Origin of the sequence: Actinomyces ruminis, assembly GCF_002154335.2 — a bacterium.
Classification (GTDB): Bacteria; Actinomycetota; Actinomycetes; order Actinomycetales; family Actinomycetaceae; genus Actinomyces; species Actinomyces ruminis.
Map to the genome: position 1 here is coordinate 1 of NZ_MTPX02000030.1, position 10,935 is coordinate 10,935.

Below are 10,935 nucleotides of genomic sequence, written 5' to 3' on the forward strand. Positions count from 1 at the left end.
CCCGGTCCGGCACCGGCCGCCGCGCCCGTACGCCGTCGCCGCCGGCTCCGCCCGACCCGATACCCCAGCACCCAGTCCCTGCCCTCATCCGCCGAACTTGAGCGCGAGGCCGAGCGGACTTCCCGCTCCAACGCCTCCCCGCGCGCCGATGTTGAACGGGCCGGCGAACTCCTGGGACGTGTCACCGAGATCTTCTCTCAGCGGGTGGTCGGCCAGGAGCAGCTGCGCCTGGCCCTGGTCTCCAGCCTCATCGCCGGGGGACACATCCTCCTCGAATCGGTGCCCGGCCTGGCCAAGACCACCGCCGCCCAGACCCTCGCCGCCGCCGTCTCCGGCACCTTCCACCGCATCCAGTGCACCCCCGACCTGATGCCCAATGACATCGTCGGAACCCAGGTCCTCAACTACGCCACCGGCGAGATGACCACCCAGCTCGGTCCGGTCCACGCCAACATCGTGCTGCTGGACGAGATCAATCGCTCCAGCGCCAAGACCCAGTCGGCCATGCTGGAGGCCATGCAGGAGCGGCAGACCTCCATCGGCGGGGTCATCTACCCCCTGCCGCAGCCCTTCATGGTGATGGCCACTCAGAACCCCATCGAGGAGGAGGGCACCTATGTGCTGCCCGAGGCCCAGATGGACCGCTTCCTGATGAAGGAGGTGCTGACCTACCCCAAGCCGGCGGAGGAGGCCGACGTCCTGGACCGCATCTCCAACGGCGCCTTCGAGGAACCCATTCGTACTCGCCCCATCTCCACCGAGGATGTGGAGTGGCTGGCCGGCGCGGTGGAACGCGTCTACGTGGACCCGGTCATCAAGCAGTACATCGTCGCTCTGGTCAACACCTCCCGTGGTGGCGGGCCGCGCCCCATTCCGGGGTTGGAGCGGCACGTGCGCGTGGGCGCTCCCCCGCGGCGGCATCGCCCTGATGAAGATCGCCCAGGCGGTCGCCCTGCAGGCCGGTCGCACCTACGTGACCCCCGACGATGTGCGGCTGCTGCGCTACGGGGCCCTGCGCCACCGGCTGGTGCTCACCTACGACGCCTGGCGGACGACATCGCGCCGGAGTCCATCATCGACGCGATCTTCGCGGCCGTCCCGACCCCCTGAGCGGCGCCGTCACCATGACCAGCGACCCCGTCTCCGCTAACGCACCCGAGCCGGCCCCCGCCCGACGCCGGTCCGGCTCCCGGGTGGCGCGCGTGCGCGGACGGCTGTCACTGCCCACATTGCGCCGCTCCACCAGCCTGCTGGACGGGCGCCACCGCTCCGTGTTCGTCGGCCACGGTCAGGACTTCGACGACCTGTCCGCCTACCGGCCCGGCGACGACGTCACCGACATCGACTGGAAGGCCTCCGCCCGCATCGGCCAGCCGGTCATTAAGCGCTACCAGCGTGAATCCAACCTGCCGCTGGTGCTCGCCGTCGACACCGGCCGTACCATGGCCGCCCAGGCGCCCAGCGGAGAGGATAAGCGCGACCTGGTCCTGGCCGTCGCCGAGGTCTTCGCCTATCTGGCCCGTCTGCGCGGGGACACGGTGGCCCTGGTCGCCGCCGACGCCGCCCGCGTGGTCTCCCGCCCGCCGCGCGCCGGCAGCGAGCACGCCGAAATGATCCTGTCCCTGGTCGAGCGCCAGCTGGACGCTCTCACCCGTGGCGACGAACTGGTCCCTGGCGCGCCCGGCCCGGCCCTGTCCACGCTGCTGGAACGCGTCGGCACCTGGCACCGCCGTCGCAGCCTGGTGGTGCTGATTACCGACACCTCCCACCCCGACGCCGGCAGCGACCCGGCCGTAACCGACCGGCTGCGTCGCCTGTCCGCGCAGCACGAGCTCATCACCATCCAGATCGCCGACGACACCCCGCTCGCGCCCGGCCGGGGACGGGCTCGCGATGTCGAACTGGCCGGCGAGGTTCCGGCCTTCCTGCGCGAGGACGCCAAGCTGGCAGCCGGCCTGGCCGCCACCGAGGAGGCCCGCCGCGCCGCCGTGACTGCCCTGTTGGACGCCCGTCACATCGAGCACACCGCCATCCGCTCCGATGCCACCCTGGTGGACTCCATCGCTACCCTGCTGGCCCGCCAGCGCCTGGCCTCGCGCCGGGGCGGGGGAAGGCGCTGAACCGTGAGCGTCAACTATCCGGTACTGATGCCCCTGTGGCTGGTGATCGTCGGCGTGGTCGCCTGAGTGCGGCCGCCGCCGTCATCCTGCGCGCCTTCCTGGTCACCCGCCGCGACACCGCCCGCACCGTCGGGGACATCCCCATGGCCGCCTCCGAGCGCAGCCAGTGGGTGCGCCGCGTCGACGCCGCCGCCGCCCGCTACCGCAGTGGCGAGCTGGACCTGCGCGGACTGCACCTGGAGTTGGCCGGCGCCCTGCGCGGCTTCGCCACCGCCCGCAGCGGTGAGGACATCGTCTCCGCCACCGTCCTGGAGATTCTGGACATGGCCGATACCACCGGCCCCCGCTCCATTCTCGAGCGGCTGCGCCGGGTGCGTGCCAGCCGCCGTCCCCTGGACTCCAACCCCCTCGGACACGTCGGCGAACTGCTGGCCGTGTGGGAGCAGCCCTCCTTCGACCGCGACCCCGACGCCGCCGCGGAAGCCGCCATTGGCGAGGCCAGGGAGGTGGTCACCCGATGGTGATGCCCTGGTTGGTCGTGTTAATCGTCCTGGCCGCCATCGGCGTCGTGGCGCTGGCCGCCACCGGTCGCCTGCCCGGCGGGAGGACTGCGCGTCGCGGCCCGGCGCCGCGGCGAGTCGCCAACTCCGCCGCCCTGCTGACCAGTCCCCTCCTGCGTGAGCGACTCACCCGCCGACGCCTGTTGTACGCCGGGATGGGGGCGGTCCTCGCGGTCAGCCTGGCCGCCTCCGCCGCGCTGGCCGGCCGGCCCGTGGAACGCACCGTGCACAACGAGTCCCTGGCCAGCCGCGACATCGTGTTGTGTCTGGACATCTCCACCTCCATGGTGACCACCGACTCCAAGATCCTGGACACCTTCGCGCAGCTGCTGGACACCTTCGAGGGGGAGCGGGTGGCGCTGGTCGTGTGGAACACCACCGCGCAGACGGTGGTGCCGCTAACCGACGACTACGACCTGCTGCGCGACCAGTTCAACGAGATCGCCGACGTGCTCGACTTCGTGCCCGTGCGCGGCAACCCCGCCCTGGAGCGCTACTACCAGACCTTCCCCGGCACCTTCTCCGACGACGTGATCGCCTCCTCCCTGGCGGGGGATGGGCTCGCCTCCTGCACCCTCGCCTTCGACAACCAGGTCTCCGACCGCTCCCGCTCCATCATCCTGGCCACCGATAACCAGATCCTCGACCCCTACGGGGAGCAGATCTACTCCGTGTCCGAGGCCGCCGACCTGGCTCAGGAGGAGTCCATTCGCCTGTTCTCCCTGTTCGGTGCCGACCCGGAGCTGGCCGATCCGGACGTGTCCGGCAAGGACGTGGACGAGGCCCGTGAGGATCTGCGTGATATCACCACCGAGCACGACGGCCGCTTCTATGAGGTTGACGACGCCGATGCCGCCGGCCAGATCGTCCAGGAGCTGGAGGCCGACCAGATCGATGAGCTGGATGCCAACGCGCAGGTGCGTGTGACCGACGTGCCCGAGCGGGCCGCCGCCTTGCTGGCGGTGTTGGTGGTGGCCTTCCTGGCCGTGGCCGCATGGAGGCGCGCATGAGTCTGGTGCCCCTATTCGGCTGGCCGCTGACGATCCTGGCGGCGCTCGTCGTCGTGGCCGCGCTGGTCGTCTCCGCTCGCTGGCTGCTGCGCGACGGCGCCGACCCCGGCGCTCGCATCACCTGGTGGCGACGGGTGGCGCTGGGCGCGGTCACCGTGCTCATCCTGGCCGGCCCCAGCCTGACGGTCGCCCAGGCAGTGGCGGTATCGAACGTGGAGATTTACCTGGTGGTGGATCGCACCGGCTCGATGGCCGCCGAGGACTGGGCGGGCGGCCCCGACGCCGGCGGCGGTACCCGCCTGGACGGGGTGCGCGCCGACCTGGCCGCCATCCGCGAGGCCTACCCCGAAGCCCGCTTCAGCATCATTGCCCTGGACTCCACGGCCGCCCGCGAGCTGCCCCTGACGCGCGACGTCGAGGCTGTCGACTCCTGGATCGGTGCCCTGCAGCAGGAGATTACCGGTCGCTCCAAGGGCTCCTCCCTGGAGCGCGCCCTACCGCTGCTGACCCAGACGCTCACCGCGGCCGCCGAGTCCAGTCCCGAGGATGCCCGGCTGGTCTACATCCTGTCCGACGGCGAGGCCACCGACGACGGTGCCGGCGCCAGCGAGGCCGCGGCCGCCGGGACCAGCTGGGAACAGTTGACAGAGTTGGTCGATGGGGGCGCGGTGCTCGGCTACGGCACCGACTCCGGCGGCGCCATGCGTGTTTTCGACGGCTCCGGGAGTGCCGACGCCGACTACATCACCGACCCGGAAACCGATGAGGCGGCCGTGTCCGTCCCCGACACCGCCGAATTGCAGTCCGTCGCTGACACCCTGGGAATCACCTACCTGCAGCGCACCGGCACCGACGACGACCCCACCACCGCCTTCACCGACCAGAACGTCGATCAGGTGCTGTCCGACGGTCGGGAGCGCAAGCGCTACAGCCATTACGTGGTTTGGCCGCTGGGCGTGATCGCCGCCGGCCTGCTCATCTGGGAGGCGCTGCCCTCATCCGCGCCGACCGGGCCGTGCAGGATCTGGCTCGTCCCGGAGTCGGCACCCGACCGAGCCGGGCAGGAGGACCCCGATGACTACTGCCGGCACCCCGGACCCCAGCGGCCTGCCCCGTGGGAACGACGCCTTCCGTCCCGGCGCCCGCAGCGAGGCCGACGCCGCCGATTATGCCGCCCGCGTCGGCATCACCGACTCCGCCGACCCCGCCCCCGAATCCCCCCATCACCGGCGGGCCCGGCTGGCGCGGCGTCGCCGGCTGCTGACCTGGCAGGGGATCCCGGCCGCCGTCGTCGCCGTTGTCGGGGTGTGGATGCTGTTGGTGTGGGGACTGACCTTCGCCGGCAACCATGCGGCCGTGGACGGCAGCTACACCACCGCGATCGGCCGCTATCGGGCGGTGGAGCGCCTGAACCCGTGGCTGGAGCAGTGGCGCGTGCACTACAACCTGGGTACCGCCCAGCTACTGGACGATCAGCTCGATGCCGCGGTGGATCAGCTGGAGGAGGCGCTCGAAACCGCGCCCGCCGCCGACACCGTGCAGGTGCAGGACGACGAGGGCAACGTGTCCACCATCCTGGACCCGGAGTCGCCCGAGTGCCTGGTGCGGGTGAACCTGTACGTCACACACCTGTCGCTGGCCGCGCAGGCCGCGGAGGCCGATGATGCGGATACCTCGGCGGCGGAGCAGGACGCGGCGGTGGAGGCGGCCGGCGAGTGCGAAGTGCCACCGCCCCCGCAGGACACGCCGCCACAGCCCGACCCCAGCCCGACCTCCTCGGAACCCCCCACGGCTGAGCCGACGCTTCGGACGAGTCCACGGGAACGCCGTCTGCGGAGCCAACTGCCACCGGTCAGGGGGAGCCGTCGTCGTCGCCGTCGCCGAGCCCGTCCCCCAGCCCTACCCCAACCGATGCCAAGCGCCAGAAGCTTGAGGACCGCAACGGCGATGCCAACGCCACCACCGGTTCCGGTGGTGGGCACGGGCGTCAGTGGTGAGAAGTGGTGAGAGGCGTCGGCCGGTAGCAGGCCGAGGGCGGGGCCTCAACCGGCGGCGCGGGCGGGCCGGGGGATGGGCTCGGTGGCGTGCGGGGCACGTACCGAGGGGACGGCATGCTCCGGCGGCGGTGCCCCCACGGCGCGCAGTACGAAGGTGTCCAGGGCATTCAGATAGGCGGCGCGGGCGCGCGGCTCGGTCGGCGTGGGGCGGCCACCCAACACGCAGGCGTGGATCAGCGGGATCACCAGCATCGGGTCCTGGCGGGGGATGGCGCCGGCGTCCATCGCGTCGGACAGGATCTGGGTGAGCATCGCCGTCATGTGCTCGGTGTGGTTGTGCAGGCGGTTGGCCGTGTCGCGGGAGACCGCGCGTGCCAGCGGGCCGGTGGCCGGGAAGTGGTAGTGGCGCTTGACCAGCGCCTGTTGACGCACGTAGACGCGCAGCCGGTCGATGGGGTCGGCGACGTGGCTCAGGGCCTGGGCGAGTTCCTTGGCGTAGCGGCCGGTCTCGTGTTCCATAAAGGCCAGGAGCAGGTCCTCCTTGTCCGTGAAGTGGTTGTACACGGCGGTGCGGCCCACGCCCGCGCGGGCGGCCACATCTGACAGGGTGATCTTGTCGAAGGGGCGTTGGGCGAGCAGATCGGACAGGGCGCTGAACAGGGCGCGGCGGGTGCGCTCGCGGTGCTCGGCCAGTGAGTTACCCATGATCTTCGGCATGAGGACACCCTAACCCTTAAGGTGACGGAGCGACGAGAAGTGTCAGCAACTGAGTCAGGCGAGCATGCGGCGGAGCGCGTCCAGGATCGGCCGGTCGGCGGGCAGCCACGGCAGGGCGGCGACCTTATTCAGCGGCACCCAATTAAGCGCGGCGTGTGCCTCGCTGAGTCGCGGCGTCCCAATGGACTCGGCCAGCCATACACGCATGCGGTAACCGTGCATCGCCGGCCAGGCCGGGCGGTCGTCACCGGGGAAGACGTCGGCGTCCGCATAACTGGCCGGCGGCGGCACGGCCAAGTCAGGGGAGGGGAGCACCTCGGCGCCCAGGCGCACATCCAAGTCGAGTTCCTCGGCGAGTTCGCGCATCAGGGCGGCTGTCGGTCTCTCCCCCGGTTCCACCTTCCCACCGGGAAACTCGTACTGGCCGGCGTGCTCGGCCGGATAGGAGCGCGCCGCACACAGGAGTTTCGTCGGTCGTGGGCTCGGCAGGCAATCCAGGACGGCGGCGGCCACCACCAGGCGGCCGGGGCGGACGCGACGCGTTTCGAGCATGGACCGACCCTAGGTCACGCGCACCGAGACCGGTCTAGGCCATGGCCGGTTGGGTTCAGCTGTCATGGAATGCACCACTTTCAACCCGCCCTGCCGTTGGATCGCCTTGATAACCGCGTCATCATGCGACCCGGCGATGTTACAAGTGGTGGATCCGCCTTAAAGTGGTGCATCCTGTGACAGCACCCGCCCGAATCATAGTCGGGGGCGCGGGCCGGGATTCGTGTGGGGCCTGTCGGCCTCACACAGGGGCACCTGGCAGACTGCTGCCGGTGATCATGACCAGCACACTTGCAATCGACGCCGTGGCATCCGCTGCGGCAAGACTGTCCCCAGGTGCCGCAGCCCATGCCACCGCGATCGCCGACGCAGCCGACTTCTGGGACGCTGTGCTTGCCCGCATCGCTGCTACGGCCCCGCCCGATCTGCGCCTGCTCTGGCCGGCCGCCGCCGTGGTCGCCCTGGCGTGGGCGCTGCCGGGGGTACGCCGTTGGGCGCGGGCTTTAACCACCCTCGTGCACGAGGCCGGACACGCCGCCGTCGGAACGCTGGTCGGCCGACGTTTCCACGGGTTCGTGGTGGAGGGCGACCTGTCCGGGCGGGCGGTCACTTCCGGCCGCAGCCGCGGACCCGGCCGCTGCGTGACGGCCTGGGCCGGCTATCCGATGCCGGCCCTCATCGGGACGGGCATGGTGCTCGCCGCTCTGTTCGGTTGGGCCGGAGCGGTGCTGGCGGCGGCGCTAGTGGCGCTGATCGTGCTGCTGGTGATGAGTCGGTCCGTGCGCACCGCATCCCTGGTGGCGCTGTGTGGTGCGGCCGTGGCGGCTGTGGTGGTGGGGCGACCACGTCGTAGCCGTGCCGCTGCGCGCCGGTGTGGTGGTGGGCGTGGGGCTGCTGCTGCTTGCGGGGGCGTGGGAGTCGCTCGGCGACGTCGCCCGTTCGCGCTCCGGCGGCGCCGACCACCGCACGCTGGCCGCGCTCACGCCGCTGCCCGCCGGCTTCTGGTGGGTCACTTGGGTGCTGGTCAACGCCGGCGCGACCTGGCTGGTCGTGCGCGCTGTTGCCGAGCTGTGGTGAGGGACGCGATCCGTCAGGTATCCGCGGGCCGCCGGTGGAGCGGGTGACGGGAATCGAACCCGCGCTGTCAGCTTGGGAAGCTGAAGTTCTACCATTGAACTACACCCGCGTGCCTCATCGGGATGAGGCGCCCGGACAGATTACCACGCGGTCGGCCTGACGCAACGCGCCGCCGCCCGGCCCCATAGGCGACCGGAGCGTGAGATACCTCGCGCATGGATAGAACAACCCTGAGACGGTCTGGGCGCCAGCGCACAGATCTGTCAGTATGACCCCATGACTGCTTCGCCCTTTAGCGCACCCGAACCGCAGAACCACGACGGCTGCTACGGGGCGAACCCGCCCAATGATTCTCCCACCGAGAGCTACTCGTACTCTCAGGGCGATCAGGCAACGGCGCTTTAACCGGCTCCACGGCCGAGGTCGCCGACCCCTACCGCCGGCTTGACGCCAACCAGGGGGGCCAGGGGTACCAGGATGGCGCCTACCCGCCGGGGTATGAGCAGACGCAGCAGCCCGGCTACCAGCAGCCGGGGTACCAAGACCCCGCTTACGGCCAGGCCGCCTATCAGCAGGGGTACCAGCAGCCCCGCTATCAGGCGCCTGCGGCGGCATACAGCCAGCCCTACGCCGCTTACAACCAGAAGTCCAAAGTCGCCGCGGGCCTGCTGGGGATTTTCCTGGGGTCGCTCGGCATCCACAACTTCTACCTCGCCACACCGGCAAGGCGGTGGCCCAACTCCTTATTACGGTGCTGTCTTTTGGGATTCTGGCTGTGGTCTCGGCGATCTGGGGCCTGGTCGAGGGCATCATCATTCTCACCGCCACCCCCGGCGCCCAGCCGTGGGGCGTCGACGCCCAGGGCGTGCCGCTGAGCAACTGAGGCGGCCGCGCCGCCCCGACCGGGTGCCGTGACGGCGGCGACCTGGCACAATCGGGTCCGTGCTGCTTTCCGACCGTGACATCCGTGCAGAACTCGAATCCGGTCACGTCGGCCTCGAGCCCTACGACCCGGAGATGATCCAGCCCGCCTCCATCGACGTGCGCCTGGATCGTTGGTTCCGCCTATTCGACAACCACCGTTACCCGGTCATCGACCCCGCCGTCGAGCAGGACCGGCTCACCCACCTGGTCGACGTCGGCCCCGACGAGCCGCTCGTACTGCACCCCGGAGAGTTCGTACTCGGCTCCTCCTACGAGCGCGTCACCCTCCCCGACGACATCGCCGCCCGCCTGGAAGGCAAGTCCAGCCTCGGCCGCCTGGGCCTGCTCACCCACTCCACCGCCGGCTTCATCGATCCCGGCTTCTCCGGACACGTCACCCTGGAGCTGTCCAACACGGCCACCATGCCCATCAAGCTCTGGCCCGGTATGAAGGTCGGCCAGCTGTGTTTCTTCCGGCTGTCCTCGCCCGCCGCCGCCCCCTACGGGCAGGGCGCCACCGGCTCGCGCTACCAGGGGCAGCGCGGCCCGACGGCGTCGCGCTCACACCTGTCCTTCCACCGCATCCGCATCACCGACCCCGGCTCTCTGGCCGACGACGCCGCCGCGTGCCGCCCCGAAGGCACCGGGGCATGAGTCAGCCGCAAGGTTCCGGGGCCGCCGGCCCGGCCATGCCGGACTTCTTCACCGCCGGCGCCGACCTGGCGATCACCCTTCCGGACGCCGCCCTCTCCGCCGTCGGCTCCTTCCCGGTGGGTCGCGCCGACACGCAACACCTGCTGCTGCTCGCCGACGACGTTACCGTCGACGAGGTAGAGGCCCTCGCCCTCTCCCTGGACGAGCATGCCGGCTGGGTCGGCGCCTCCCGACTACAGGTGGCTCCCGGTGCCGAGCTGCAGGGTCCCTGGCGTGTAGACGACGAGCTGCGCCGCGTGCTGGAACTGCCCGATTGGGTGTGTCAGCTCATGGTTCTGGACTGTCCGCCGCAGCGCGCCGGCGCCCTACCACGGGAATTGGCGGGCGTCGACCCGCTCACCGACGCCTTCCCCTCTGCGCAGCCGACCGGTACGGAGTTGCTGGCCCTGACTCGCCTGCGTGCCATCGCCCGCCGCCTGGCCGGGGGGATTCGTCTGGCCGGCGATCCGGCCGCACCCGGCGGCCGCACCACGCCGGTGCTGGTGGTCCCCGACCCCGAGCGTTCGACCACCCTGACCGTGTACTCGCCCGTATGGATCGTGCCCGACGGCGTCGTTGCCTTGGCTGATCCGGTCGCGCCAGGCGCGCGTGTGCTGCTTCAGCCCGAGTCCGCCCAGGGACCAACGGGCTTGGCTGCCATCCCGCCCGAGGAGTTGTCCCGGCTGGTCAAGACGCTGGGGGAGGATGTGCTCGACGCCGCCTGGCGCGCCGCCGAGCAGCGCCGTCACGAGCAAGCGGAGGAGGAGGCGCGTGCCCTAGCCGCGGGAACTCCCGTGGAGGAGCTGCGCGATGGATACGGCGTGGTTGCCGACGTGGAGGAAACACACCCCGACTGGGGCGGCATGGAGATCCGCGTTCAGGCGGCCGAGGCGGTGCCGCTGGCGGTGCGCGGTGAGTCCTGGGCGCGCGGCGGAGTAATCGCCTACCAGGTCGTATGGGTGCCATTGGACCCGGCCGACGCCCACCGTGAGTACCCGCCCGCCGAGGTACGGCGGGCGCGCGATGCCGCCGGTGCGCTGATTGAGAAGGTCGCTGCCGCTCTGCTGGCCGGGGCCGGGGGAGTGGTCGTTGATGACGACGGGTTCTTGGTCGCGTTATAGGTCTATTCGGAAATCTTGATCATTGCTGGCGGGGCCATTGGTTGAGGATTTGGGTGTAGGTGTCGGGGGTGCCGTAGGTGAGGATGGCGCCTTCGGCTACGGGGGTGGCCTTGGTGGCTAGGGCGTGGGCCTGGGCCCAGTGGGGTGAGTCGCGGTGGAAGAAC

The 10,935-nt window shown here is 70.7% G+C and carries 10 protein-coding genes, 1 tRNA gene and 2 pseudogenes; 9 read left to right on the top strand and 4 right to left on the bottom strand.

What is annotated here, in order from left to right:
* The 5 genes and pseudogenes from BW737_RS04510 to BW737_RS17730 form a co-directional block, all read left to right on the top strand.
* Positions 1–1,110, top strand: a pseudogene (locus BW737_RS04510) (AAA family ATPase); the annotation flags it as partial.
* Positions 1,111–1,124: 14 nt separating this feature from the next.
* Positions 1,125–2,120, top strand: coding sequence for a DUF58 domain-containing protein (locus tag BW737_RS04515; protein WP_086616026.1), 996 nt, complete (start codon positions 1,125–1,127; stop codon positions 2,118–2,120).
* A gap of 35 nt (positions 2,121–2,155) precedes the next feature.
* Positions 2,156–2,644: an alpha-amylase gene (locus tag BW737_RS04520; RefSeq protein WP_257210474.1), complete on the top strand. Its 489-nt coding sequence runs from the start codon at positions 2,156–2,158 to the stop codon at positions 2,642–2,644.
* Positions 2,644–3,690 carry a vWA domain-containing protein gene (locus tag BW737_RS04525; RefSeq protein ID WP_257210475.1) on the top strand — a complete coding sequence of 349 codons (1,047 nt, stop codon included), beginning with the start codon at positions 2,644–2,646 and terminating at the stop codon, positions 3,688–3,690. The genes BW737_RS04520 and BW737_RS04525 overlap by 1 nt, the downstream gene beginning before the upstream one ends.
* On the top strand, positions 3,687–5,354 hold the full coding sequence (locus tag BW737_RS17730; RefSeq protein ID WP_257210476.1) for a vWA domain-containing protein: 1,668 nt from the start codon (positions 3,687–3,689) through the stop codon (positions 5,352–5,354). Before BW737_RS04525 ends, BW737_RS17730 begins: the two co-directional genes overlap by 4 nt.
* Before the next feature lie 378 nt (positions 5,355–5,732).
* Here the strand turns inward: BW737_RS17730 and BW737_RS04540 are convergent, their stop codons facing one another.
* Both BW737_RS04540 and BW737_RS04545 read right to left on the bottom strand, forming a co-directional pair.
* Positions 5,733–6,404, bottom strand: a complete 672-nt coding sequence (locus tag BW737_RS04540; RefSeq protein WP_086616023.1) for a TetR/AcrR family transcriptional regulator — start codon at positions 6,402–6,404, stop codon at positions 5,733–5,735.
* Between the two features lie 54 nt (positions 6,405–6,458).
* Positions 6,459–6,956 (bottom strand): (deoxy)nucleoside triphosphate pyrophosphohydrolase, encoded by a 498-nt coding sequence (locus BW737_RS04545; RefSeq protein ID WP_086616022.1) that lies wholly within the window; start codon positions 6,954–6,956, stop codon positions 6,459–6,461.
* Positions 6,957–7,234: 278 nt separating this feature from the next.
* Between BW737_RS04545 and BW737_RS04550 the strand changes: the two are divergent.
* A pseudogene (locus tag BW737_RS04550) lies at positions 7,235–8,033 on the top strand (M50 family metallopeptidase).
* Positions 8,034–8,068: 35 nt separating this feature from the next.
* On the opposite strand, the gene BW737_RS04555 reads toward BW737_RS04550, so the two are convergent.
* Positions 8,069–8,142: transfer RNA gene (locus tag BW737_RS04555), tRNA-Gly, on the bottom strand.
* 292 nt (positions 8,143–8,434) lie between these two features.
* Positions 8,435–8,734 carry a hypothetical protein gene (locus BW737_RS15555; RefSeq protein ID WP_143233269.1) on the bottom strand — a complete coding sequence of 100 codons (300 nt, stop codon included), beginning with the start codon at positions 8,732–8,734 and terminating at the stop codon, positions 8,435–8,437.
* Between BW737_RS15555 and BW737_RS04560 the strand changes: the two genes are divergently transcribed.
* The 3 genes from BW737_RS04560 to BW737_RS04570 all read left to right on the top strand — a co-directional run bounded on the left by BW737_RS04560 (position 8,708) and on the right by BW737_RS04570 (position 10,771).
* Positions 8,708–8,908 carry a hypothetical protein gene (locus BW737_RS04560; RefSeq protein WP_338063864.1) on the top strand — a complete coding sequence of 67 codons (201 nt, stop codon included), beginning with the start codon at positions 8,708–8,710 and terminating at the stop codon, positions 8,906–8,908. The two genes, BW737_RS15555 and BW737_RS04560, sit on opposite strands and share 27 nt — an antisense overlap.
* Before the next feature lie 67 nt (positions 8,909–8,975).
* Positions 8,976–9,611 carry a dCTP deaminase gene (gene dcd, locus BW737_RS04565; protein WP_086616021.1) on the top strand — a complete coding sequence of 212 codons (636 nt, stop codon included), beginning with the start codon at positions 8,976–8,978 and terminating at the stop codon, positions 9,609–9,611.
* The gene (locus BW737_RS04570; RefSeq protein ID WP_257210477.1) at positions 9,608–10,771 is read left to right on the top strand and encodes a hypothetical protein; all 1,164 of its coding nucleotides are present in this window, start codon (positions 9,608–9,610) and stop codon (positions 10,769–10,771) included. Before dcd ends, BW737_RS04570 begins: the two co-directional genes overlap by 4 nt.
* Positions 10,772–10,935: the final 164 nt, after the last annotated feature.

Excerpts from the sequence above, each read along its gene's own strand:
- BW737_RS04515 (WP_086616026.1), top strand. The coding sequence starts at position 1,125 with ATGACCAGCGACCCCGTCTCCGCTAACGCACCCGAGCCGGCCCCCGCC.
- BW737_RS04525 (WP_257210475.1), top strand. The coding sequence starts at position 2,644 with ATGCCCTGGTTGGTCGTGTTAATCGTCCTGGCCGCCATCGGCGTCGTG.
- BW737_RS17730 (WP_257210476.1), top strand. The coding sequence starts at position 3,687 with ATGAGTCTGGTGCCCCTATTCGGCTGGCCGCTGACGATCCTGGCGGCG.
- BW737_RS04540 (WP_086616023.1), bottom strand. The coding sequence starts at position 6,404 with ATGCCGAAGATCATGGGTAACTCACTGGCCGAGCACCGCGAGCGCACC.
- BW737_RS04545 (WP_086616022.1), bottom strand. The coding sequence starts at position 6,956 with ATGCTCGAAACGCGTCGCGTCCGCCCCGGCCGCCTGGTGGTGGCCGCC.
- BW737_RS04570 (WP_257210477.1), top strand. The coding sequence starts at position 9,608 with ATGAGTCAGCCGCAAGGTTCCGGGGCCGCCGGCCCGGCCATGCCGGAC.